At 68.7% G+C, this 22,810-nt stretch carries 20 protein-coding genes and 6 pseudogenes; 12 read left to right on the plus strand and 14 right to left on the minus strand.

Features of this window, described 5'->3' with window-relative positions; genetic code table 11:
* Positions 1-65 precede the first annotated feature (65 nt).
* Positions 66-479 carry a hypothetical protein gene (locus tag AB0N81_RS11925; protein ID WP_365357845.1) on the plus strand — a complete coding sequence of 138 codons (414 nt, stop codon included), beginning with the start codon at positions 66-68 and terminating at the stop codon, positions 477-479.
* On the plus strand, positions 386-859 hold the full coding sequence (locus AB0N81_RS11930; protein WP_365357829.1) for a hypothetical protein: 474 nt from the start codon (positions 386-388) through the stop codon (positions 857-859). Before AB0N81_RS11925 ends, AB0N81_RS11930 begins: the two co-directional genes overlap by 94 nt.
* Positions 860-1,038: 179 nt before the next feature.
* Here AB0N81_RS11930 and AB0N81_RS11935 read toward each other — a convergent pair whose 3' ends face one another.
* On the minus strand, positions 1,039-1,707 hold the full coding sequence (locus AB0N81_RS11935; protein WP_365357830.1) for a class I SAM-dependent methyltransferase: 669 nt from the start codon (positions 1,705-1,707) through the stop codon (positions 1,039-1,041).
* A gap of 74 nt (positions 1,708-1,781) precedes the next feature.
* Between AB0N81_RS11935 and AB0N81_RS11940 the strand changes: the two are divergent.
* A pseudogene (locus tag AB0N81_RS11940) lies at positions 1,782-1,958 on the plus strand (IS256 family transposase); the annotation flags it as partial.
* A 16-nt stretch (positions 1,959-1,974) separates the two neighbouring features.
* Here AB0N81_RS11940 and AB0N81_RS11945 read toward each other — a convergent pair.
* Positions 1,975-2,184, minus strand: a pseudogene (locus AB0N81_RS11945) (transposase); the annotation flags it as partial.
* A 40-nt stretch (positions 2,185-2,224) separates the two neighbouring features.
* Here AB0N81_RS11945 and AB0N81_RS11950 point away from each other — a divergent pair.
* The 3 genes and pseudogenes from AB0N81_RS11950 to AB0N81_RS11960 all read left to right on the plus strand — a co-directional run.
* A pseudogene (locus tag AB0N81_RS11950) lies at positions 2,225-2,535 on the plus strand (transposase); the annotation flags it as partial.
* Positions 2,536-2,722: 187 nt separating this feature from the next.
* Positions 2,723-3,685: a hypothetical protein gene (locus AB0N81_RS11955; RefSeq protein ID WP_365357647.1), complete on the plus strand. Its 963-nt coding sequence runs from the start codon at positions 2,723-2,725 to the stop codon at positions 3,683-3,685.
* 304 nt (positions 3,686-3,989) lie between these two features.
* On the plus strand, positions 3,990-4,169 hold the full coding sequence (locus AB0N81_RS11960) for a DUF6199 family natural product biosynthesis protein (protein ID WP_365357831.1): 180 nt from the start codon (positions 3,990-3,992) through the stop codon (positions 4,167-4,169).
* Positions 4,170-4,344: 175 nt separating this feature from the next.
* Here AB0N81_RS11960 and AB0N81_RS11965 read toward each other — a convergent pair.
* Both AB0N81_RS11965 and AB0N81_RS11970 read right to left on the minus strand, forming a co-directional pair.
* A pseudogene (locus AB0N81_RS11965) lies at positions 4,345-4,971 on the minus strand (LysE family transporter); the annotation flags it as partial.
* A 480-nt stretch (positions 4,972-5,451) separates the two neighbouring features.
* Positions 5,452-5,877 carry a DUF3592 domain-containing protein gene (locus AB0N81_RS11970; protein ID WP_365357648.1) on the minus strand — a complete coding sequence of 142 codons (426 nt, stop codon included), beginning with the start codon at positions 5,875-5,877 and terminating at the stop codon, positions 5,452-5,454.
* Between the two features lie 320 nt (positions 5,878-6,197).
* Between AB0N81_RS11970 and AB0N81_RS11975 the strand changes: the two genes are divergently transcribed.
* A complete protein-coding gene (locus tag AB0N81_RS11975) occupies positions 6,198-7,790 on the plus strand; it encodes a tetratricopeptide repeat protein (protein ID WP_365357649.1) in 1,593 nt (530 codons plus the stop codon).
* 860 nt (positions 7,791-8,650) lie between these two features.
* Here AB0N81_RS11975 and AB0N81_RS11980 read toward each other — a convergent pair.
* Both AB0N81_RS11980 and AB0N81_RS11985 read right to left on the minus strand, forming a co-directional pair.
* Positions 8,651-9,100: a nuclear transport factor 2 family protein gene (locus tag AB0N81_RS11980; protein ID WP_365357650.1), complete on the minus strand. Its 450-nt coding sequence runs from the start codon at positions 9,098-9,100 to the stop codon at positions 8,651-8,653.
* Positions 9,101-9,312: 212 nt separating this feature from the next.
* Positions 9,313-10,059, minus strand: a complete 747-nt coding sequence (locus AB0N81_RS11985) for a hypothetical protein (protein WP_365357651.1) — start codon at positions 10,057-10,059, stop codon at positions 9,313-9,315.
* A gap of 889 nt (positions 10,060-10,948) precedes the next feature.
* Between AB0N81_RS11985 and AB0N81_RS11990 the strand changes: the two are divergent.
* Positions 10,949-11,080, plus strand: a pseudogene (locus tag AB0N81_RS11990) (transposase family protein); the annotation flags it as partial.
* A gap of 216 nt (positions 11,081-11,296) precedes the next feature.
* On the opposite strand, the gene AB0N81_RS11995 reads toward AB0N81_RS11990, so the two are convergent.
* The 4 genes from AB0N81_RS11995 to AB0N81_RS12010 all read right to left on the minus strand — a co-directional run bounded on the left by AB0N81_RS11995 (position 11,297) and on the right by AB0N81_RS12010 (position 14,042).
* Positions 11,297-11,866 carry a DinB family protein gene (locus tag AB0N81_RS11995; protein WP_365357652.1) on the minus strand — a complete coding sequence of 190 codons (570 nt, stop codon included), beginning with the start codon at positions 11,864-11,866 and terminating at the stop codon, positions 11,297-11,299.
* A 359-nt stretch (positions 11,867-12,225) separates the two neighbouring features.
* Positions 12,226-12,453 (minus strand): hypothetical protein, encoded by a 228-nt coding sequence (locus AB0N81_RS12000; protein WP_365357653.1) that lies wholly within the window; start codon positions 12,451-12,453, stop codon positions 12,226-12,228.
* A 1,041-nt stretch (positions 12,454-13,494) separates the two neighbouring features.
* Positions 13,495-13,629, minus strand: coding sequence for a hypothetical protein (locus tag AB0N81_RS12005; protein WP_365357654.1), 135 nt, complete (start codon positions 13,627-13,629; stop codon positions 13,495-13,497).
* Positions 13,629-14,042, minus strand: a complete 414-nt coding sequence (locus tag AB0N81_RS12010; protein WP_365357832.1) for a pyridoxamine 5'-phosphate oxidase family protein — start codon at positions 14,040-14,042, stop codon at positions 13,629-13,631. Before AB0N81_RS12010 ends, AB0N81_RS12005 begins: the two co-directional genes overlap by 1 nt.
* Positions 14,043-15,086: 1,044 nt before the next feature.
* On the opposite strand from AB0N81_RS12010, the gene AB0N81_RS12015 reads away from it, so the two are divergent.
* The gene (locus AB0N81_RS12015) at positions 15,087-15,548 is read left to right on the plus strand and encodes a MarR family transcriptional regulator (RefSeq protein WP_365357655.1); all 462 of its coding nucleotides are present in this window, start codon (positions 15,087-15,089) and stop codon (positions 15,546-15,548) included.
* A 9-nt stretch (positions 15,549-15,557) separates the two neighbouring features.
* Here the strand turns inward: AB0N81_RS12015 and AB0N81_RS12020 are convergent.
* The 4 genes and pseudogenes from AB0N81_RS12020 to AB0N81_RS12035 all read right to left on the minus strand — a co-directional run bounded on the left by AB0N81_RS12020 (position 15,558) and on the right by AB0N81_RS12035 (position 19,973).
* A pseudogene (locus AB0N81_RS12020) lies at positions 15,558-16,431 on the minus strand (IS5 family transposase).
* 110 nt (positions 16,432-16,541) lie between these two features.
* Positions 16,542-18,443, minus strand: coding sequence for a tetratricopeptide repeat protein (locus AB0N81_RS12025; protein WP_365357656.1), 1,902 nt, complete (start codon positions 18,441-18,443; stop codon positions 16,542-16,544).
* A gap of 38 nt (positions 18,444-18,481) precedes the next feature.
* Positions 18,482-19,036, minus strand: coding sequence for a hypothetical protein (locus AB0N81_RS12030; protein WP_365357657.1), 555 nt, complete (start codon positions 19,034-19,036; stop codon positions 18,482-18,484).
* Between the two features lie 145 nt (positions 19,037-19,181).
* A complete protein-coding gene (locus AB0N81_RS12035; RefSeq protein ID WP_365357658.1) occupies positions 19,182-19,973 on the minus strand; it encodes a VOC family protein in 792 nt (263 codons plus the stop codon).
* A 251-nt stretch (positions 19,974-20,224) separates the two neighbouring features.
* Between AB0N81_RS12035 and AB0N81_RS12040 the strand changes: the two genes are divergently transcribed.
* From AB0N81_RS12040 to AB0N81_RS12050, 3 genes are all read left to right on the plus strand, one after another.
* Positions 20,225-21,004, plus strand: a complete 780-nt coding sequence (locus tag AB0N81_RS12040; RefSeq protein WP_365357659.1) for a VOC family protein — start codon at positions 20,225-20,227, stop codon at positions 21,002-21,004.
* A 209-nt stretch (positions 21,005-21,213) separates the two neighbouring features.
* Positions 21,214-21,771 carry a DUF2243 domain-containing protein gene (locus AB0N81_RS12045; protein ID WP_365357660.1) on the plus strand — a complete coding sequence of 186 codons (558 nt, stop codon included), beginning with the start codon at positions 21,214-21,216 and terminating at the stop codon, positions 21,769-21,771.
* Positions 21,768-22,709 (plus strand): cytochrome c oxidase assembly protein, encoded by a 942-nt coding sequence (locus AB0N81_RS12050; protein ID WP_365357661.1) that lies wholly within the window; start codon positions 21,768-21,770, stop codon positions 22,707-22,709. The genes AB0N81_RS12045 and AB0N81_RS12050 overlap by 4 nt, the downstream gene beginning before the upstream one ends.
* Positions 22,710-22,810: the final 101 nt, after the last annotated feature.

Below are 22,810 nucleotides of genomic sequence, written 5' to 3' on the forward strand. Positions count from 1 at the left end.
CGTCTTGTCTCCCTGTCGCCCCCTTCGCCACCCGGAGGGGGCGAGGCCGGGGAGAGGAAGACACGATGGCGCACGTAGTGATCGTCGGAGGCGGTTTCGCGGGTGTGCGGAGCGCGGCGGGAGCAGCACTGACGCGTGGGGATGCGGACCTGCGCATCACGCCCATAGGGCCGAACGAGCCCCTGGTGCTGCGGCCGTGCCCGTACGAGCCGGAGCCGGATTCGGCCAAGGTGGAGCTCAGAAGAATCATGGAGCCCATCGGCGCCGGGCATCTGCGTGTCGTGGTGGTCGGCGCCGGATTCGTCGGCTTGAAGGCCGCAACCGCAACCGCAACCGCACTCGCCGCCGGGCCCGGGGCCGGGTCCTGCTGGTGGACCGCTCCGAAGTGGTCGCAGACCAGCTTGACCCGGGACCACGCGGGGAGATCGAGGCGGCACTGGGGGAGTTGGGCGTGGAACGCCGCCTCGGGGCAACGGTGACGGAGGTCGGTGACGGATACGCCGTCCTCTCCGGCGGCGCCAGGATCGAGGCGGATGTCGTGGTCTGGTGCGCGGGGCTCGCGGCCAGTGACCTCACCCGGCAGCTCCGACGAACTCGACTCCCTGGGCCGGTTGCCGGTGGACCGGCGGCTGCGCGCGCTCCCCGACGTGTTCGTCGCCGGAGACACGGCTGCAGCGGCGTGCGACGCCGAACACACGGTCATGCGGGCCTGCCGGCACGCCGCTCCGCTCGGCAAGGTGGCCGGGTACAACGCGGCGGCCGACCTGCTCGACGTGCCGCTGCGCGACTTCACGCCCGGCCCGTACGTCACCTGCCTGGACCTGGGAGGTGCCGGTGCGGTCGTCACCCGGGAGGCTGAAGGGAGCGGTAGTGCACGGCACATGGTGGCTCCCACAGGGCGACACCCGGATCGGCGAGCTACGGCAGTATGCGATTGATCAGCCCACGTTCCTCTGCCACTTCATCCTGGGGCCCGAGTGGGAAGGGGTCCGTGCGCGACGAAGGTCGGCCGATGGGGCTCTGCAAAGATGCTTGCCCTTAGGCGGGTCGCTTGGCCATGAGAACCAGGCCCGGCCCGGCCTGCTCATCCGCTGCGAGCCGGAGTTCGGCGACCGGCTGCAGTCCGGCCTGCTCGATCAGGTCCACGAACTGCTCCGGCCGCCACTTGTGCGTGGTCCAGCGGACAGGAACTCCTCCGTACGCCTCGGTGCGTACTGCGTCTTCGTCGCCGACGTGTGTGGCGGTGATGAAGTGCCCGCCCGGCTTCAGGGCGTACGCGAAATGGGCGAGGACCTGAGGGAGGACATCACGGGGAAGGTTGAACAGCGACCACCATCCGAGCACGCCGCCCAAGGACGCTTCATCGAGGTCGAGCTCGGTGGCGGAGGCGACGCTGAAACGGCATTGCGGATGAAGACGGCGCGCGTTCTCGATCATGCGGGGTGAAAGGTCCACCCCGGCTACGTCGAGTCCGCGTTCGGCGAGGTAGCCGGTCACTGTGCCGGGTCCGCAGCCGACGTCGAGGACGGGCCCGAGCCCGCCCACGGTGTCGGCGAAGGCGTCGATCGACGCCTTGAGCCAGGGGTGGCGGCGGATGTCACCCATGCCCGTCGTCATCACCATGTGGGCGTAGTTGTCCGCTACCTGGTCATAGGATTCCCGGACCACGTCGAGATCGGCCGGCCGGTCAATGTGGTGTGCGCGCATCGGCTCACAGTAGAGCGCTGGTCCTGCGGTCGGCAGCGTTGCCACCGTAACCGTAACCGACAACCGCACATCAGCTGCGACCAGACCGAGTTGACGAGTTGATGAATCAACGTGACGAGTCCGGGCACCGCCTCGTCGTGCGCAACGGCTACCACCAGCCGCGGTCGGTGACGACCGTGGCCGGGGCGGGCGAAGTGAGAACGCCGCGGGTGAACGATAAGCGCGTCGATGAGGCGACGGGTGAGCGCAGGCCACGTGCTCGCGGGCTTCGGCGTTGCAGATGTCCTGGATGGCCTTCTTCGCCGCATGGGCCGACTTCGGGACGCTGTCGAGGCAGTTGGCCGTTCTGTGAACCCAGCATCTTTGGTGGCGGGTCTGGGGGAAGACCTCGTTCAGTGCGTTCCAGAAGCCGAGCGCGCCGTCGCCGACGGCGAGGACGGGAGCGCGCATGCCTCGCCGCTGGCAGCCCCGCGACAGGCCGTGCAGGTAGAGCAGCGGCAGCACTTCGCTGATCACCAAGGCCGTCAAGAAGATCGTCGATGACGAGGCCGAGCTGCTGGCGTTCCACGACTTCCCGGCCGAGCACTGGATCCACCTGCGGACCACGAGCCCGATCGAGTCGACCTTCGCGACCGTCCGGCTGCGACGAAGGTCACCAGAGGGGCCGGCTCCCGAGCGGCCGCCCTGGCCATGGTTTTCAAGCTCGTCGAGTCCGCCCAGCAGTGGTGGCGAACAGTGAACGCACCCCACCTCGTCGCCCTCGTCCGTGCCGGAGCCCGCTTCGAACGAGGACAACTCGTCGAACGAACCGCCGCCCTCGTGTCATGAGTGACGCACTGATGCCACTGAGCCAGCGGTTTGCGAGTTGGCGTTCGTCGGGGCAGCTCGTGCGCCCGGTCCGCCTGGGTGACGAGATCGTATCCGCCGTCCGACGGAGGCGAAGGCTTCCCGCGGCGGACGTACACGCGCGGGGCATGTCCGAGGCTGGAGTTCCTGCTGAGGAAGGGGTATCCAGGTGGAACGCTGGGACCGGGTTGGACGGTGCGCGGGATACGGGGCGGTACTGGCACTGTCGCCCTACTTGTTGATCAAGGTGTTGTGGGTCGTCGGCTCGCTGCTGGGACTGGCGCCGATCGGGGAGGGCTTCAACCTGGCCGGTTGGGTCGTGCTCAATACAGTGACCATCGGCATGGCGGGGATCGGGATCGCCCTGGCGCTTGCCCTGGTGCGGCCCTGGGGCATGCGGATACCGGGGTGGCTGGTGGTCTTCTGCGCCTGGACGGGAGCAGGGTTCCTCGTGTCGATCCTGCCGTATGCCGTGCTCAGCACGGTGCTGGATGCCATGCGCGGCGGCATGGCAGACAGCGGGGGCGACGACTCTGCCCTGCCCGGCTGGGAAGGCGCTCTGATCCAGTTCAGCTTCATCGGAATGGGGCTGGGGCTGGCCCTCGCGCTCCCCGCCTACCTGCGGCGACGTTGGCCGGAAGCTTTTACCGCGCGAGTCAAGGACGGTACCCCTACCGCTGGGCCATGGGCCGCTGCCGTCGCAGCCGTCGTCGGTCTTGTCTGGCTGTACTGGGCAGTTGGCGGCGCCCTCGGAGTCGCACGCCCGGCGGAGAGGGACGCCTATGGGTGCCTGCTGACGGGTGTGGGTGCGTTCTGGGCACTGGCTGGATCCGCCGCCATCTGGGCGCTCGCCCGACGACGTCCCGCGCGAGTACCCTATCACCTCCTGCTCACGCTCGGCTGGCTCGGGTCGGGCTCGCTCTTCGCGTGGAGCGGATGGAAACTGCCTCTCACCCTGTTCGTTGCCTTCGCCCGCCCGACCGACGTCACCCTGCCGGAGAACCTCGCCGTTGCTGCAGTGCTGCACCTCGCTGCCGTCGTGGCGGGGGTCGGCATGCTGAGATCACTTGTCGGCTCACACCAACGCGCCCCGCTGGCACCAGCCCGACACCCCTGCACACATAAGAGCTGAGTTGATACGGATGGCGAAACCCGCCAATGGAGGCGTTCAGTGCTCCGTCGACCGGTCACAGCCGGCTAAAACTGGCGAAGTACCACAGGCCCACAGGCTCACAGGCCCACAGCGATGAGCGCCGGGCCGGGCCCCGTAACCGGCCGCACCACATCCTGATCCTGGGCCCTCACCGCATCACGACTGTTTTCTGAAACGAGGTCCGGGCACCCGAGCGAGCATGAATCGCGCCGCGGTCATCCAAGCCGCCTCTGACGGTGACAGCAGCCCCGCCCTCATCCCGATCCTGTGTCTCTTCCTGATCATGGGGCTGGTGCAAGTCATACGACCCCAGCTGCTCTGGAAGGTGAACAGAAGCATGCAGAGAGGGTGGGTGAAGAACCCGGACGCGACCGAGCCAACCGGCAAGGGGTACGCGATGGCGCGAGCGACCGGGGCGCTTGTCCTGGCATTCGCCACGTGGATGCTGGTGCAGCAGATCTGACCGCGAGGTACGGCAGGGCTGGGAGAGCAGTCTTCGAGGGAGGACCGTTGCGCAGTCCGCCGGGGCGGCAGGTGAGCCATGTGTGGTTGCTTGGCACACCGAGGCAAAGAGATAGACACCCGGGAGCTACGCCGACTTCGACGTATGCCCTGAGTTGTTGCGCATAAGTACCTGCCGGCGAGATGACGAGGTGGATGGCGAGTGCGGTGATCAGGCTGCTGGAGATCATGGTGGTAATGAGCCGGCCACGGCTGCCGGTCAACGTTCGGCCCAGCAGGGATCCGCCGCCGGCGAGCAGCAACTGCCAGCTGGCGGACGCCGCGAACGCAGCGAAGACGAAAACGGCCTGCTCCACGTGAGTGGCAGCGGTTGCGATGTTGCTGCCGAGCAGAAGCGCCGCGAAATAGATCACGGTCAAGGGGTTCATCATCGTGATCGCCAGTAATCCCATATAGGCCCGAACAGGCGTGAGGGGCGTCATATCGGTGCGGGTCGCCGTCTGCTGCCCCCGGAATTGGCGGACAGCCGTGACGCCACTCCAGAGGGCCAGCATGATGAGCACCGAGGCGGAAGCCCATCGCAGGGGAACCAGGACTGGTTCGATGAGGGGAGTAACTGTGGAGCCCCCGGTCACGGCGATCAATGCGTAAAGGCCGTCAGCGGTTGCGACACCCAGTGCGGCGAACACACCGATTCTCAGAGACGTCCGAGCCGTTAGGGCCACCAGATATGTGGCGACCGCTCCCACGGGCATGGCAATGCCATAACCTGCGAGGAGTCCGGCGATCAGAACGGCGATCAGAACGGCGATCATGAGCGAGGGAAGCCAGGCCTTCGCGGTCGGCCCGGCTGCTGCTGGACTCGCACCGAGCAGGCGGTGGAAGTCAGCGGCAGGAAGGCGATAGGCGCAGTCATGGGGCGGATCCTGTCGACAACGCCGGCTCGCGGGCAAACTATTTTTCGGATGCGGACCGGACCATGCTCACCGCGAATGTGCACCGCGGCGGATGTTGACTCCATCTCGCCGGTCACCGAGGACCCGGCCAGCGAGGACCCGGCCGCTGATGCCCGCCCCGGGTGCTTCTCCGGGTCCCGCCGACCACGATGTCGCAGACCGGGATGGGCAACAGCGGTACGGTCAGGGCCCGTTCGGTGCCGGTGGTGCCGGTGGTGCCGGTGGGACAGCGGCGAAGGCGCATGACAACAGCAGCCTCCAAGCATGGGTGCGGGGGCCCGGAAAGTGTCCTCGTTGGCCGCTCGCGAACCGGCGGAACCAGCGCTGTTACCAGTACTGGATCATCACCTTGGTGAGGATGATGACCCCCACCCCGAGGATGCCGAGGCCTAGGACCGTCCCGAACATGTCCTTGCCCGGCTGGGGTTCGGAGGCGGTGGCCTTGTCGGGCTCTTCGTCCGCATAGTACACACGTGTCTCGTCGCCCGCCTCCCGGCCCGGTGGGCCGCCCGGCTCCTTGAACCGGACGGCCATGCCGTCCGCCGTCGTGAAGTCGTATTCGTGCCACTGGGTGCGCCGCGCCACGTCGTTGACCATCTGGACGGTGATCCAGGCGCGCACAACGCGGGCTTGCGCGGTGAGTCCGCTTTCCCAGGCCGCGCGTCGTTCCCGCGTCCGGCGCACGATCGCGTAGGCGGCCCAGAACGCCAGCACGATGAACAGTGGGAAGAGTATGTGGAAGACGAAGTCCATGTGGTACGTACCCCCGTACGTGAGGAAAGGGAACCACGCGCGCCGCGACGGTTGTGCCGATCACGGCACACGCGGACCCTATACGAGCGTCCGGGCCAGGAAACCTGGACGTGGATCGAAGGAAAGCCGGGGTTCACCGACGTAGAGCGGTTCCGGGCCTGGGACGCCGATCAGTGGCTCGGCCGGCGGGCTCCGGTCACGGCCCTCCTATTGAGCTCGGGTTCGGCAGCGTGGAGCTGGCTACGATGGCGGACATGGGGCGCAACTGGATTTCTGGTGGTGTGCGGGGTCCGGTGGTACAGGCGCAAATCGTGCAGAACGTGACGATCGCACCGCCGTTCGGGTCGGCGCCCCATCGGCCGGGGGAGGACCCGGCCGACTGGCCTGTGGCCGGGGCGTGGGAGCCGCTGGCGGCGGGGGTGCATCCGTCTCTCCCGGACGCCGGTAACCACCGGGTCCCGCCCTATGTGGCCCGCGACGTCGACGAACGGATCCGCGGATGTGTCGAGGAGACGGCCCGGCGGGGCGGGCTCGTGGTGTTGGTGGGGGACTCCGCGGCGGGCAAGACCCGAGCCCTGTTCGAAGCGGTGCGGACGGTGCTGCCGAACCACCGCGTGTGCGCGCCGCCCCCGGACGAGGACATGTCCTATGCCGTCACGTCCGTGGAGAACCATGACGGACCGTGCGTGGTATGGCTGGACGATCTGGAGAGGTTCCTGCGGCCCGGTGGCCTGGGGGCCGGCCTGCTGGCCGCCCTGGAGCGGCGACGCGTGCCCGTGGTCGCGACGATGCGGTTGAAGCCGTTCGAGGCGTTCGGCGCCGAGCGTGACCGGGGCCCCTGGACGCACCTGCTGAGAGCCGCTCAGGTCGTCGACCTGCACCGGTTATGGAGCGAACGGGAACTCGCGCGCGCCGGGCAGTACGAGGACGCTCGCGTGCTGGAGGCGGTCGCCCACCATGGCCCTTACGGAGTCGCCGAGTATCTTGCCGCTGGGCCCGCGCTCCTGCTGGAGTGGCGCCGCGCAGGAGCGGGGAACGGTCACGCGCGCGGAGCGGCACTGGTCCGGGTGGCCGTCGACCTCACTCGCTCGGGCCTGCAAGGCCCTTATTCCCAAGGCCAGTTGGAAGAACTGCACGAGCGGTGTCTGACCGCGGACGGTGTGCTGCGGCCAGAACCCTTGGAGGCCGCCTTTGCCTGGGCGTCGGAGGTACGTCACGGCGTCACCAGTCTGCTGGTGCCGGCACGGGACGGAAGGTGGGCCGCTTTCGACTACCTCGTCGACCACACGGATGCGCCGCTGCCGGAATGGCTCTGGCACGCCGCGCTCGCCCACTCCGCCACCGAGGCGGACCGGTTGATCGTCGCACGCAACGCTCGTAGCGCCGCACCGCGGGTCGCCGAGCAGGCCTGGCGACAGCTGGCCGACCGCGGAAACCCTTACGCCGCGTACGATCTCGCCCAGTTGTTGACCGCGGCGGAGCACGTGCAGGAGGCGGAGTCCCGCTACCGGCAAGCCCTCGGGAAAGGCCACCCCGACGCCGCGAACGACCTCGCCATCCTCTTGGAGGACCAAGGCCGTCTCGACGAGGCAGAAGCCCTCTACCGCCGCGCGCTTGCGACTGGCGACCCCTATGCGGCAGGCAACCTCGGCGAACTCCTCGTCGGCGCGGGGCGCCACGCGGAGGCTCTCGCGCTGTACCGGCGCATGTTCACAGGGGGCTTCCGCCAGGTGGCACAACCCCTCGCTGCCCTGCTGCGCAAGATGGGGCGGCACAGCGAAGCGGAACCCTTCTACCGAGTCGCCGTGGAACTCGGCCACCCGGGCGCCGTCGAGGACTTCGTCAGCATGCTCATGTGGCTCGGCCGCGGAGGTGAAGCCGAAGCGCTCCGGCGGGAGTACGTTCGAGAGTAGACCGGGGACTTGCGATGTCTTCCGCCGTCTTCCGCTTGCCACCGGCGCCGATCAGCGGTCCGGGGATGGCGATCACCGCCGCCCCTGCCCTGCTTGCCGCGGGCGCCGAGCACGTCAAGCTCGCCGAGTACGTTGAGTGCGGCGAGTACGTTGAGTGCGGCGAGTACGTTGAGTCGTCCCGGGCGGCACGGACGACGCCGTGGGCAACTGCTGCCAGGTACAGCCCCACGTAGCCACGAATGAAATAGCCGCCAGTTTCTCAGCAGGGAAGCCGCCCACACCAAGGGCCCAAGCCGAGGCCGGCTGAGCAACGTGGCCAGCGGCTTCCGATCAACCTGGCTTCTCTTCTACTCTCAGAGCAGGTGAAGTCGGGCTCTGGCCCACACCGAAGGCTCCCGGTCCCCGAGCCGTGACAGGCTGCACGTTCACGAAGATCGGTTGGAGCCGCATCACCGACTACGCAGCTCCAGCCGCCGCCCGCCAGAGGGTGGCGGTCGACAGGGCTATTCCCGCAGCCCAGGCCACCCACTGAGGGTGTTCCGCGTGAGGAGCGATCGAGGGGGAGCCTCGGGGGTCCTCGCGCCCGGCCGCTGCCGCTCCCGCGCGGCGGCGGCCGGCTATTTCCAGCGTCCCACCAGAGAGACGTCATGTCCGCAGACCTGGCATATTCCACCGTCGGTTCCCACCGCGCAGCCACCAACGCATGAGCCGCACCGAACGAGCCCTTCGCCGGCTCACCGCCGTACCCGTCGGTCAACCGTCTGACCGGCTGGACCTGGAACATACATCCTGCCTCGGTCCAGGGAGGCCCTGCCTGCCGCGTACCTCTGCGCCTTGCCAGCTGTACGACGACCGCACATTCAGTCTGTCGGTGACGGCGCGGTGCAGGCGTCGGCGACAGCCTGCGTGTCCCAGTAGAACGGACGGACCTCGGTGATCCGCCCGTCCTTGACCGTGAGCGTCTGCAGGATCGGGAAGCTGAGTTCACGGCCGGTCGTACGAGCGCGGGCACGGACCTGTGTGAGCACGACCGCGGTCTCACCGGTGGCAAGAAACTCCTGCGCCACCATGTCGAACGACTCCCACACCTGCCCCATCGCGAGGAAGAACTGCGCCATGCCTATGTGCCCGCGCCAAGTGCCCCCGTAGGGCAGCGCGTCTGCTTGGTGCAGTTCTACATCCGGCGCGAAGAAGGGGGCGAGCACATCGAACGAAGCCTCGCCAGGGCCTCCGGCCGCCAAGTACTCCGCCTCAGCCGCATACATGCCGGTGAGAACTGCTATTGAGTCCGTAGTGGATGATGTCGTCATACCGCCAGCATGAGCATCACGCACGGATTCTGCTGGCGGCAATCAGACATCGTTGTGCGGCGTCGGCCCGCACTCCCGCGACAGGCCCTAGCTCCGCCCAGTGCGCGCGGCCCTTGGTGACCAGGCCGATGTGGACAGTCCAGGAGGACGCCGCTCGGCGGATGTCCCGTGGTCCAAGCACAGTGGCCGGGCGGGGGCGTGTCGCGGAGGTGTCATGCGTCGGCTGGTGCGGCCTGCTCCTTGGTCTGCTCCTTGGCCTGTTCCTCGGCCTGCGCCGGTGTCGTCGGCTGTGGCACCGACGCCGAAGCAGCGGTGTAGAAGACGGATGAGCCCTGCTTGCTGCGCTGGGCCTGGCTCTTGGCCACCAGCCCTTCGAGCGTGGTGCGCACCACGGTCGTCTTGACACTGCGCTTGGGATGGGCCTGGCCCAGGGCCGTGGCGATCTCTGCCGCCGAGCGCGGCTCGCTCTGATCGGCGAGGTGGCCGCGGATCAGTTCGACCAGTGTCGGCTGCGCCGCTTTCGCGGATCCGGTCGTGCCTGTGCCTGTGCCCGTGCCTGTGCCTGTGCCCGTGCCCGTGCCCGAGCTCTTGCCCTTTCCGCCGGCCGCCTTGTCGGCAGTCGCCTTTCCGGCTGTGGCACGGCGGGGCTGGGGAGCGGTCTTCTTCGAACGTTCCTGCTTGTTTGCGCCGGACCCTGAGGTCTTCTTCCCGCTGCGGGGGGCGGGCACCGCGGCCTGGTCCGGCCGGGTGGTGGGCGGTGTGGAAGCCGGCGCCTCACCGAGCGCCTGCTGGATGCTCACCAGCACCGCGTGGTCGCGTTGGTGAGCCGCCAACTGCTCCTGCAACGCGGCGATTTCCGCACTGAGGCGGTGCTGTTCCTTGGCGTTGCGTTCGAGGTCGGCACGTACTTGAGCGGCGTACTGCGAGGTCAGTTCGGTCGTGGAAGTGTTCTCGGACATGGGACGCACATCCCTTCCCGGTCCTGAGACCGGAGTTGAGGAGCCTGCTGCACATGTGTGCCTTACGAGACCGGGGTTGGGGCCGAGGTCTGCGGGGCGGCAGCAATATTCAGTACACAGATGCCCTGACACGGCGATAGTACGGGCAACCGGAGTGGCCCATTCTCCTTGCACATGCTGGGGACTGCCTAGCGTGTCTGACAAATAATCACCGAGCGGGGCTCGGGCGACGCCGACAATGCGAATGTTCGACCCGATCGCCCTGCCGCCTTGCCGCCGGTCAGTGAGTCTGGGCTGATGCCAGGACGAGGGAAGAGAAGGCGGCGGCAGGAGGCGGAGAATCAGCGCCTTGCCGCTCGCACCGCACCGGGCGCGGGTCAGTGGGAAGTGATCGTTGAGACTCGGGAGCAAGGGGAGGTACGTGCGCAGTTGCGCCGCCTCGGGGAGGCAGGAGTCGACGGGTCGATGATCCGGATCGACACACTGTGTGGGCGCTTGGCGCTGCCGACCACCTACCGGCTGAGCCGGTTCGTAACGAACTCGCCGCTGCGTGGAAGTTGACGAAGCTGATGAAGTTGACGAAGCCGGCCGAACCGCAGCCGGCTGCGCAAACGGCCCGATGGGTAGTTCACTGTCCGTCCGTGACCGGCCCGCACGGAGGGCCAGGCGTGACCAAGGTGCCCCCGGCGGCTGTGCCGGTGGCAACGACGTCTCCGACACCACCATCCGGCGCCGGCGCCGGATCGAGACGAGCTGATCACCTTGCTGGCTGCCAGGGCCCCACGACTGGGCCGCGCCCTGAAGGAGATCACCGGTGCGGGGCGGCGAGACAGTCCTGAGCGATGGCCCCTGCCCCCCACTCAGCGCCGCACCACCGCACCGGGACGGCGACCGGCCGAACTACTCCGGCAAACACAACTGCCACGGCCTGCACGTCCTCGCCCTGGCCGACGAACGGGGCCGGATGATCTGGTTCTCCGCGGCTCTGCCCGGCCGCACTCACGACATCACCGCCGCCCGCAGTGCCGTGACCGCATCCTGCCCCACCTACGCGCCGCGCGCCGCCGGCCTCGCCGCCCTGGCCGATCTCGGCCTCCTGGGCCCGGACAACGACCCGGATAACCCCATGGTCGTCACCGGCTAAAAGGCCGGCCACGCCCGCAAGCTCGCAGCCCAGCCACGGAGCATCACGGCGTCCACGTAGATCCCCGAAGCTCGATCGTCGGTCACCGGAAAGTCATGTTCGGCGCGGTACGGCTCCGTCCTGGCAGCGGTAGAGGTCGCGCAGCAGGGAAATCTCGGCGCCGTGATGGATCAGCTCCCTGTTGACGTGCAGGACGATGCCCTCCATGGGAAACCGCTCGGGACCCACCGTGGGTGGATTCTCCAGGTCAGCGTCCGAGAGCTCGCGGACCCCCGCGTTCCATCTCCCGTACATCTCATCGAGCTGTTTCAGCGCCTCGTCAGCGGTCCCCGCGTAGGCGAATGTCTCGGAGTCGACGTCCTGGCCGCCGAAGTGCCATCCGACCCGATAGCCCAGGCAGGACACGATGATGTGCGCCAGCCGCCAGGCAATCGTGGTCACCGGTGCCGGCGTTGGCACCAGGTCGGGGGACGCGGAGTCCATCGTCCATTGGCCCGAACCTTCCGACATCGGTGCGGCCGACGTGCCACTTGGGCGGATGCTCCAGCAGCCGCGCACCGGCTCCCAGAAGTACTCCTCGTCGGCAAGACCGTGCAGCCGCGGCCGCAGGTTCTTCTGCCAGTGCCGGTCCAGCTGGTCCGCGATTCGCTCGCTTCTTGTCATTTCCGCACACTACATATAATGGAGACCTGGCTGCGGTCCGCGCCGGGGGATGCCGCTGGGGGCTGATGTGCCCTTCGGCCCGCGCCGCCGCGAGCGGCTGTTTCACATGCACAACCGGTTGGCCTCCGGGGCGCGGCCTTCGCGGATCGTGGCAACGATGCCCACGCGCCGCAGCAGGAGGCGAATCGCCCGCCTGGAATACGCCTTGTCGCCCAGCGTCCGCGTCGGCGACGTCCAAGGCGGAGCCGCAACGGCGCAGTGACCGCAGCGCGGTTGAACGGTGCTGGCTCTGAGCGTGTCGCTCCGCGAACCTGCCGGACGGTCAGCGAGCAGACGGCCTCCAGGGCCCGTCGTTTGGGTCATCCGGCAGTGAGCGATGCTGCCGTTGGAGAGTCGGGGCGGACGTGGAGTTGCAGGTTGTTGCCGCCGGCGATGTCGATCCGGGTGAAGTTGCCGTCCCGCGCGCCCAGGGGAGGCGGGCCCGGGATCGTCCGTCCCTCCTCAGGGATCCAGGTCTCGCTGCCGCCGCCCCGTTCCGAGGAGGCGATGGTGAGGAGCGGGACCGTCGCGGTGCCGCACTCGGGCACGGGCGGTCTGCGGGGTCGGTGACGGCCCAGTCGGTCCAGCCGCCGGCGCCGCCGGTCGTCGAGCTCGACTACTACCTCCCGAAGCCGTGCCTGCTCCCACCGGAGAAGGTCACCGAATTCCCCAACCCCCGGGAGCTGGACAAGGAGCTTCGTGACCAGCTGGAGGATATGAGCTGCTGGAAGACGGTCGACCCTGCGCTGTACAGCTCGTACGCGTATGACCCGCAGGAGCTCTACTTGACCAACCTCTGCACCAGAACAGTGCGGTGCGGGGGTGGGGGCGTTCCGCGTGGTCGAAGCGGCACCACAGGACCTGGCGGAGGTCGGCGTCGGGTGGGTGGGGGAGGGGACTTTGCGGGCGTAGAGCTGGGCAACGGGGAGGAGAGGGACCAGGCCGTCGAACCTCGGGCGGCCCGCGCTGATCCGCTTCAAGACCTCCAACTCCTCGGGGCCCACTGGGCCGCCTCGGGGTCGAGGTGCAGCCGCTCGGCCATGCGGCACGGACGCGGCGGAGGAGCTGGATGTCTTCCGGCGAGTGGACCACAGGCGCCGCGCGACTGTCGTGCGGCTCGTCGCAGTACGGCCACGGCTCGTCGGCGGGCCAGCGCAGCGGGCCGCCGACGGAGCTGTCGCGCACGGTCGGGGCGCCGGGGCACCGGGGCGCGGGTGGAGTCGAGTCGCCGTACGCGCCGGCGGGGCCAGTCGAGGGGAGAGCGCGGTCACGTCGACCGGCCGCGGTGGGGTGGCATGCACGGCGTTCATGGCGGTGATGCTGCCAGCAACGTCTGACAGTGGGCGTACCGCGCCGCGTCAGCTGGCATCACACAACTTCCCTGAGTCAGCAGGCGGATTAGAGGGAGTTCCCAGCGATCGATTAGGAAGTTCGGCCAGGTAGATGGTGGCGGTCTGCTCAGAGCGTGTGGCAGTGCCGCGCCGCTGCTCGGTCGAACGCAGGCGGTCTTCCGTCCCGGCTGCCCCGCCGCAGCCGACGGCCAGGTCCATCTTCCGCGACGGAGATCACCGCGCGGATGCGGCGCTTGCTCAGCTGATCGCCGATCGCGGATCGCGGATCGCACGGGAGGCAGACATCCTGCTGGCCATGCCGCCCATGCCGCCCATGCCGCCCATGACGCCCATGAAGGCGGCGTCGAACAGCACCGCGAAGTGCGCCGTCACTACGCAACGGAGTAGCTGAGATCGGTCGCGGTGAGTGAGGCAGGCATCAAACGCAGCCACATCGTGCCTCGTTCGCCCGGATCATCGTGCAGGTAACGCACAAAACGCACGTCCCACAAAGCCTCGTCCGCACCCAGATAGCGGGCAAGTTTGCGCCGCCCCCGCGGTATATCGAAGGGCACAAGCTCGGCCTGGCCCCGAGCGATCACCTGCCGGACACATCCCGTCGTGAGATCGCACTCGTCCACTACGAGGGCGACGTTCGGGTCATCCTTCACGCGGTCGAACAATCGGGCCCACGGACCGGTCAAGGTCCAGAAGGCCCCCTCCTCCCAGAGGAACCAGACAGGACGTACCGTCGGCCCGCTCGTCGCGATACGAGCGGTGAGCGGCTGCTTCAGGAAATCGTCCACATCAAAATCAAGAGAGTCCACGCCTCCAATCCTGCGGCGCCGCCGATCACTTCACCACCGACCTACGACCTACGCCCAAAGCCTCAGCTACCCGAGCCCGCGGGAGGAAAGGATCGAAGAGCCCCCAGGGGTTTGGCGCAGCCGCTTCCCGAGGCCGATTGAAGATGTCCAAGAGACAAAGGACTTAGCACAACGGGGGCCGCTGCAACGTGCCGATTGTGCGAGTTGCCCTCTTCACCCATGGCGACACCGAAGCAGCAACTCACGCGGTCCTCACAGTTGATGGTGCCTTCAAAGCCCTTTGCACAGCCGGGACGCGGCGTGTGGCACGCCCGTTAGTCAGTGGGTGGTGCCCCCATGGCGGAGCGGAAGACACGGGTGGCGCCGGCGGGGCGCCGGAAGCGCGTGTGTCGGGCGGCCCGGATGTAGAACAGGGACCCGCCCCACCGGGGCTGATGAGTGTGTGTGGGGTTTATTTGCGGAACGTGTGGTGCGAGGGATGTGCGCCGCAGTGCTCGAGGATCGGATCCAGACTTGAGGCACGGTGAAGTTCTGGCTGGGCGGGTAAGTCTTGCCGTCCACAGCACACTGCGTGGCGTACACCGTCGGCTCGTCGTCAGGCTCTCGGGTGGGTTCGAGGGTCCATGCCCCACGGCGATCACCACGGCAACGCATCACGACAAGGCGCACATTGCCTGATACGGCACTAGGGTCTGTTGCGAAAGTGCTGGTCACAGCGCTCGTTGAGGACTGCGACCAGCATGGCTGCCACATGATGCACGGCAAGTTCCTCGTATCTCATGGCGGCAGCGCCACCGCGCAGGAGCTTCTGACGGTTGCGGACCCGGTCCGCCGGAACCGGGATCGTTGCCTTGATCCCGCCGGAAGTGCGAACGACTCGCGGCCGAACGGAAAGCCATCGCGAAAATGCAGGGCCCCCGGCGATACTCCCGCATGTTCACCCACCGGCGCTGCGCCGTCGCAGCCATGATGATCTCAACCAGTCTTGACTTCAACCACACTTGAGGTCCTAGCTTAGCGATCATGACGACCGTAAGCACCCCACAGAACGGCACCACCACACTCGGCCAGCGGCCCGTCGCCCTGGTCGCCTGGGGCGCCACCGAGGCGATCCTGCGGCACTCGCAGGCCGCCCTGGCACGCATCGACGTGACCCAGCCCCAGTGGTGGGCGCTCAACAACATCGTCCGGGCTGAGCACGGCCTCACCAGGGAGGAGATCCGCGCCTTGGCCGTGCCCTACGGCATGGGCACCCAGGTGATGGTCCACGCCTCCGACGCCCTCGTGCACCGGGGCTGGCTCGGCGTCGGCACGGACGGCCGGCTGACCCTCACGGAGCAGGGCCGCGAGGGCCTGGCGACGGCGAAGGAACACATGGACCAGGTGCGCGCGGAGCTCCTCGGCGACATCACGGAGGAGGAGTACGCGACTGCAGTCTCCGTGCTCCAGCGCGTCACCGACAACCTCGCCCAGGGGCTGTTGTGAAGGTGCCGGTCACAGCCATTCGTTGATGGCCGCGACCAGCACGGTCGCCTCGTAGCGAACGGCAAGCTTGTCGTATCTCGTTGCCACGGCGCGGTGGCGCTTGAGTCGATTGATCCCGCATTCAACCGCATGGCGCTCTTTGTGGTCGGCCTTGTCGAACTTGGGCGGGCGACCGCTGCGGAAGCCGAGTTCCTTGCGGTTGCGGATCTGGTCGGCCTTCTCCGGGATGGTGCAGCGGATGCCGCGTCTGCGCAGGTAGGCGCGGTTCGCGCGGGAGCCGTACGCCTTGTCGGCGCGGACCTTGTCCGGCTTGTTGCGCGGCCGACCCGGGCCGATACGGGGCACGCGGATGCCCTCCAGGACCGGCTGGAACTGCGGGCTGTCGTGCCGCTGACCGGCGGTGACGAGCAGGGGCAGCGGCTTCTGCCCCTGCTCGACCGCCAGGTCAAGCTTCGTTGTCAGCCCACCGCGCGAGCGCCCGAGGCCGTGGTCGTCGGGTTCGCTGCCGACGCCACCGGGAGGCTCCTTCTGCAGATCCCCCTTTTACGCGCCCCAGCGGCGTGCTGGTGAGCCCGGGCGATCGTGGAGTCCACGCTCACGTCCCATGTGATCAGGCCTTTCGCATCGGCTTCGGCTTGAAGCCGCTCGAAGATCCGCTGCCAGGTGCCATCGCGCTGCCAGCGCCGGAACAGGCCGTAGGCCCGGTCCCACGGGCCGTATCGCTCCGGGAGATCGCGCCACGGCGCGTCGGTCCTGGTCCGCCACCGTATGCCGTCGATCAGCTGCCGCCGCGTCCACACCGGCGCTCGGCCCGGCTTCTTGCCATCGGCAACAGCGACTCAAGCCGGGCCCACTGGCCGTTCGTCAGATCACCTCTCCCCACGGGCAGTGATCATCCACGGCCTTGATCCACTTTCGCAACAGACCCTAGACGGCATCGATATCGTTTCCGTGGGGCGGGGGGACTGGGTCGCAGAAGCATCGAGATGAACGTCATGCACGGCCATCGAGCCATTCCACCCAGGCCCGTGTGCGTATCGTGTCCGGGTGGGTTTCGCCCAGCTGTTTGCGGCGTAGGGCGAGGATGGCCGCGAACTCCGTGCGGGCCACGTGCAACTCACCTTGCCGGCTGAGCACCGAGGCAAGCGCATGCCGGGCGCTCAGAGTGTACGGATGGGTGTTGGTCAGGTGCTTGCGGTCCAGGGCGAGGATGGCCTCGAACTCGGTGCGGGCCGCGTCCAGCTCCCCCTGCTGGCTCAGCACCGAAGCAAGGCTGTGCCGGGTGGCCAGAGTGTCCGGGTGGGTTTCGCCCAGGTCCTTGCGGCGTGGGGCGAGGACGGCCTCGAACTCGGTGCGGGCTAAGTTCAGTTCTCCCTGCTGACTCAGAGCCAGAGCAAGGCTGTGCCGGGTGGCCAGAGTCTGAGGGTGGGTCTCACCCAGCTGTTCGCGACGTACGGAGAGGACAGCCTCCAGGCCCGTGCGGGCCTGGTGATACAGGCCGCGGACCCGGAGATATCGGGCTGCAAGTCCAGCCGCCCCGGCAGCCTTCATCGTGATGGGGCCAGACGGAGCGGCGGTGCGGGCGCTGTGGAACAGGTACTGGGCATGAGGCTGAAGCAGCCTCCAGGAGTCCCAGGAGGCCGGCTCCTCCGGGATTTCTGTCCCGTTGGCGAATACGGCACTATGCAGTGCGGTGACGGCTGTTCCGAGCAACGTTTGACTGCGGGTGGCATCGCGGACAAGGGGATGCACTCGCGCCGTCGGAGGGGCACCGGCCGTCGCATTGGACTCGGTGAGGTCGAGTAGGCCGAAGCTCGCGAGGGCCGTCAACAACTTCCAGAGCCCGGGGCCGTCCAGCCCGGCGAGTTCTCCCGCTTCGGCCAGGGTGGTCGGGGTGAGGAGCAGGGTGTAGGGCAGTGGGGCGTCGGCGAACGTGGTGATCAGTTCCAGCAGGGGCAGGGCGAGGAAGTCCCCGCGCTTCTCCAGCAGGCCCATGGACATGGCCCATGTCCGATGGATCACATTCCTGGGGTCGACTCGGCGCAGGTCTTCGTCGAGGGCTCTGAGGTAGGACGAGAAGTCGGTGGGGGTACTGGGGCTGCGGTAGGCGGGCGGCATCTGATTGGCTTCGGCCAGATACGTGCCGGCCAGACGGAGGGCCAGTGGAAGGCCGCCGAGGCGAGTAGCCAGCCGGTGGGCATCCTCTGCCGTGCCGACGGAGGCTGACGCGTGGTCCAGCAGGATCTGTACCGCGTCGGCGATCTTGTCGTCACCGGACAGCGGGCGCACGGGGTGCAGAGCACACATGCTGCCCCAGATTCCGGCGCTGCTGTCGCGGGTGGTGATCAGAACGCTCCCGACCGGACTCACATGGGGCCGGAGCCAGCCGGTACCGGCCCGTAGGCTGCCGGGGCCGTCCAGCAGTGCGGGGTCATCGGCGTTGTCCACCACGAGCAGCCAGGGTGTCGCCAGCTGGGACAGACGCGCCCACAACACGTCCACGGCATCGCCGGCACTCAACTGATCGTCCGTGGCCCCGGCGTGACGGGCCACAGCACGGAACCCGCCCTCCAAAGTGGTGTCCTGGCGAGCGTCGATCCACCACACCCGTTGCCCCGCGCTGGTGTGGTGGTGGGCTACTTCGAGGGCCAGGGAAGTTTTGCCGCATCCACCCATGCCGCACAGCACCTGTATCTGCCGCTTGCTCCCGGTCCTGAGTGCCGACTCCAAGTGCTGAAGCAGTACGTCGCGGCCCCGCAGGGGGCGAGAGGGGTCGCGCAGCCCCAGCGGCGGTACCACCGTGACCCGCTCCGGCGCCGACACCGGCCCCGCGCCACCGACGTAGACAGTGTCGGCATACAGGGAGTTGGCAGCCAGCCCTCCGTTGTGAGCCATCACGCCGGAGGCTGACCCCGCCATGCTCCCGGGTGCGGTCAGGGCTGATCCGCACCCGGCTGTGGAGGGTTTCCCAACCGCACGCCGCCCTCGACGTTGGCCGTCCCCGCCCCGAACGAACCGCGGTCAGCCTGGATGTTCATGTCCCGTCCGACGGCGGCACTGCCGGCCCCGGCCGATACCGCGCCGGCCTTCTCGGCTTCCTCAAGTACAGCTCGTAGCGCGGCGGCTGCTCCTTCTCGTTCCTCGTCCGAAAGCTCCTCGAGGAAGTCCTCAATGCGGGTCTGCCAGACCGTCTCCTGGCGCAGGCGTGCCCGCTCGGTGTCCTCGCCGGCTCCAGCGAGCTCGGCCGCGCTGCGGTCCAGCCGTTCCAGCTCTGTCCGCTCACGCGGCTGGTTGCCGCGTCCGAACCATGCGGCAACCTTGCTGCGTAGCTCGGTCCACGCGTCCGTGCCCGCGGCTTGCACTACCGCGGCACCACCCGTTGCGGCCAGCACCGTCAAAGACTCCGGCAACATCCCGCCACCCCCTGAGATGAAGATGAACGACCGACCTGAAGAAGAACGACCGTACCGATGCGCCAGGCAGCACACTCCGCTTTCCCTCTAACACACTGCGTGAGGCGCCAAGGTTCCAGACTGTTCGGACGTGCTGGCCGGGCGGCCGCCCCGCAACGTCGCAGCCCCGGCTTGGTTCGTCAGAAGCCGTGCAAGAACCCAACGGCCTGGGCTGGGGTGGTCAGCGGGCATTCACCACAAATCGAGCCCCGTCGGGATCGCTCAGGATCGCCTCCGCCGCACCCTCCGCCCGCTGGATGACGCGACCGCCGTTGGCCACTGCGGCCTGGGCGCACGCCTCTACGTCGTCGACAGTGAAGTGGATCTGCCAGCGCGGTCGGATCGCGGGGTCGGGTGCGGATTCCACCGCGCCCGAGTGAATGCGTGCCACGACCTCGCCCTGGCTGCGCAGCACGACCTTCTCGTCCTCGTAGTGGACCTCGCAGCAGCCCGCGACCGTGGACGCCCAGCCGAGGACCTCCGCGTAGAAGATGGCAGCGTCGAAGGCGTTCCGGGTGTGGAGCTGTACGGAGACCGGAGCCGCGCGGCGCCATTCCTCCCAGTTGGACACCAGCTCGCCCTCCCAGATGCCGAAGACCGCTCCGTCGCGATCGGCCAGGAGTGCCGCCCGCCCCGGAGGGAACGAGATGGGCCCCACGGCGGTGGTCCCGCCCCGCTCCTGGCTGCGGGCCACGGTCTCGTTCGCGTCGGACGCGGCGAAGAAGGGGGTCCAGGCGACGGCCGCCCGACCCATGGCCTCCACGACGGATACGCCCGCCACCGGAAGTTCGCCCACATGGGCGAACCGGTACTGGTCGCCCAGCTTGCCGATGCGCCAGTCCCACCCCAACACGGCGTGGTAGAAACTCTCCGCAGACCGCAGGTCGCGCGTGGTCAGGTTGACCCAGCAGGGGGCGCCGAACACCGAGCTGCTGGTTACGTGCTCGCTCGCAGGAGTCTTAGAGCTGTTCATCTCAGTACCGTTCCGAGGTCGATGGACGCCCCCGTGGCGGCGTCGGCCTTGCTCCATCATCTCCACCGTCGGGCCCCGCGTCGCGCTATGGCACTGGTGTGACTTAACGGTGCCCCCGCGTCGCCGGGGGCATGGTGGTGGGCGGCGGCCGGGCACGGCTGCCCAGCGGATCACGGCTGCGCCGCTCGTTGTGTCGCTCGTTGCGCCGCTCGTATGGATCACCGTTGCGCCGCGTGCGTAGGGTCACCGGCATGACACTGCGACCTGTCCAAGTGAACATGAAGGCTCTTGACAGCTCGGCAGTCGGCCGGTTCTGGGCGGAGGCACTCGGCTGGAGCGCTCACAGCCCCGGCGTGACCACCTACGTTTGCCCCGCTGGCGACCTCGCTGGCGACCTCGCCGGTGGCCCTGCCGGCGGCCCTGTCTGGCCGGACCCGGTCTACGTCTGCATCGACGTCGTTCCCGTCCCGGAGGAGCACAAGCGGACGGCGAAGAACCGTACGCACATCGACCTCGCCACCACCTCCGCAGCCCAGCAGGCGGAGTTGGTCGCACGCCTCCAGGCCCTCGGCGCGACACCCGCCGACGTGGGGCAGGGCGAGGTGCCATGGACGGTCCTCGCCGACCCGGAGGGCAACGAGTTCTGCGTGCTGGAGCCCCGGGAGATCTACCGGGACACCGGACCGATCGCCGCGGTGGTCGTCGACTGCGAGGATCCGCGCGCCATGGCACGGTTCTGGGGCGAGGCGATCGACTGGACCCTGCACGAAGTGACCGACGACCAGGCGGTGCTGCGTTCTGCCGAGGGCGTCGGCCCGTATCTCGAGTTCCTCCGTACTCCCGGCGTGAAGACCGAGCCGGACCGCGTCCATCTCGATCTGTTGCCGTACCCCGGTGCCGACAGAGCGGGGGAGGTGGCCCGGCTGCGAGCCCTCGGCGCCGCCGATCTCGACGTTGGCCAGGGCGACGTCCCGTGGACGTGCCTGACCGACCCGGAGGGCCACGAGTTCTGCGTTCTCGACCCCTCCTGACCTCCTTATCTCTTTGGCAGCCCCCGGTCGCCGGGCGCTGGCTCACCCGGATGCCGTGATCCGCGGGCGCACGGGACGCCTCAGGGGGTAGACGTACGGGGCACCGAACGAGCCCCGGTACGCACCGAACGACCCCCGGTACGCACCGAACGAGCCCCGGCACGCACTGGACCGGGTCGCACGCCCCCGCACGGCAGAAAGGCGGACCCATGAACGCATCGGCCCATTCGCACCCGGCCCCCGGCACGGGACGTGAGCCGCGCAGGTCGATGGTGGTGTGCGGCCTGGTCGGGGTGGCGGTCATGGCCGCGGTCGACGAGATCGTCTTCCATCAGATCCTCCACTGGCACCACTTCTACGACCGGTCCACCCTCGGCATCGGTCTGATGTCGGACGGGCTGCTGCACACCGGCGAACTGCTGGCCCTGGTCGCCGGATTCTTCCTGTACGCCGATCTGCGCCGCCGCCGTGCCCTGGCCGCGGACTACGCCTGGGCCGGGTTCTTCCTGGGGCTGGGGGTCTTCCAGTTGTTCGACGGGATCGTGGACCACAAATTGCTGCGCCTGCACCAGGTCCGCTACGGCGTCGATGTCACCCCGTACGAGTGGGCGTGGAACATCGCCGGCCTGCTGTTGCTGCTGGTGGGTGTTGTGCTGACCTTCCGCGCCGCACGCCGCGGCAGCGTGGGGTCGGGGTCGGGGTCGGGACTGGGGCCTGGGTCGGGGGCTGAGTCCAGGCCGGGATCGGGATCGGGGTCGCTGTCGTGATCCTCGCGCATGTCCATCCACACCCGGGCGGGGGACCCGGTCACGGCCCCGGCATCGGCCCCGGCATCGGCCCCGGCGCTGGCCCCGGCGCCGGTCCCGGTTTGGCCGAGCTCGCCACTGCGGTGGCCGCGCTGCTTGCGGCCGCCGTCTACCTGCTGGCCGCGGGCCGTCTGCGGCGGCGCGGGGACGGGTGGCCCTGGTGGCGGGATGCCTCGTTCTCCCTCGGCAGTTCCGGTGTGGCCTGGGCGGCGGTGGGCCCGCTGCCGGGCGGGCCGTTCACCGTCCACATGGTCCAGCACCTGATCGTCGGCATGGCGGCCCCGCTGCTGCTCGTCCTGGCCCGCCCCCTCACCCTCGCCCTGCGCACCCTGGCGCCCGGCCCCGCGCGTCGGGGACTGCTGGCCCTCTCCCGCTCCCGTCCCGCCGGGTGGCTCGTCTTTCCCCCGCTGGCCGCCCTGCTCGACATCGGAGGCCTCTGGCTGCTGTATCGCACGGAGCTGTTCGCTGCCGTGCGGCACGAGCCGTGGCTGCACGCCGTCGTACACACGCACGTCCTCGCGGCCGGACTGCTGTTCGCCTTCGCCGTCTGCCGGCTCGACCCGGTGCGGCACCGTTGGAGCCTCGGCGTGCGCGGGGCGACCCTGCTGGCCGCCGGTGCCGCGCACGCCGTGCTGGCCAAGACGCTGTATGCGACGGCGCCGCCCGGCACCTCGTTCATCGCCGCCGACCTGCACATGGGTGCGCAGGTCATGTACTACGGCGGTGACCTGGTCGAAGTCGCGCTCGCCACCGTCGTGGCCGCCTCCTCGTACCGGGCCACCGGCCGCGCCCAGCTGCGCCGCCGCCGAGCGGCCCGGGGTGCGGTGCGGACCCCGGTCCGGGGCGAGGCACGCGATCCGTACGCGGCGAGGCCCGGTGCCGCCGGCCGGGTCGCCTGAGCACCGGTGCCGCCGGCCGGGTCGCTTGAGCACCGGTGCCGCCGGCCCGGTCGCCTGAGCACCGGCGTACGCGGCCGTACGGCTGCACGAACACCGGGCCC

The organism is Streptomyces sp. NPDC093510, from assembly GCF_040683555.1.
Classification (GTDB): domain Bacteria; phylum Actinomycetota; class Actinomycetes; order Streptomycetales; family Streptomycetaceae; genus Streptomyces.

Coding starts and splice junctions, on each gene's coding strand:
- AB0N81_RS11925 (WP_365357845.1), top strand. CDS start 66: ATGGCGCACGTAGTGATCGTCGGAGGCGGTTTCGCGGGTGTGCGGAGC.
- AB0N81_RS11935 (WP_365357830.1), bottom strand. CDS start 1,707: ATGCGCGCACACCACATTGACCGGCCGGCCGATCTCGACGTGGTCCGG.
- AB0N81_RS11960 (WP_365357831.1), top strand. CDS start 3,990: ATGGGGCTGGTGCAAGTCATACGACCCCAGCTGCTCTGGAAGGTGAAC.
- AB0N81_RS11970 (WP_365357648.1), bottom strand. CDS start 5,877: ATGGACTTCGTCTTCCACATACTCTTCCCACTGTTCATCGTGCTGGCG.
- AB0N81_RS11980 (WP_365357650.1), bottom strand. CDS start 9,100: ATGACGACATCATCCACTACGGACTCAATAGCAGTTCTCACCGGCATG.
- AB0N81_RS11985 (WP_365357651.1), bottom strand. CDS start 10,059: ATGTCCGAGAACACTTCCACGACCGAACTGACCTCGCAGTACGCCGCT.
- AB0N81_RS11995 (WP_365357652.1), bottom strand. CDS start 11,866: ATGACAAGAAGCGAGCGAATCGCGGACCAGCTGGACCGGCACTGGCAG.
- AB0N81_RS12015 (WP_365357655.1), top strand. CDS start 15,087: ATGACGACCGTAAGCACCCCACAGAACGGCACCACCACACTCGGCCAG.
- AB0N81_RS12025 (WP_365357656.1), bottom strand. CDS start 18,443: ATGGCTCACAACGGAGGGCTGGCTGCCAACTCCCTGTATGCCGACACT.
- AB0N81_RS12035 (WP_365357658.1), bottom strand. CDS start 19,973: ATGAACAGCTCTAAGACTCCTGCGAGCGAGCACGTAACCAGCAGCTCG.
- AB0N81_RS12040 (WP_365357659.1), top strand. CDS start 20,225: ATGACACTGCGACCTGTCCAAGTGAACATGAAGGCTCTTGACAGCTCG.
- AB0N81_RS12045 (WP_365357660.1), top strand. CDS start 21,214: ATGAACGCATCGGCCCATTCGCACCCGGCCCCCGGCACGGGACGTGAG.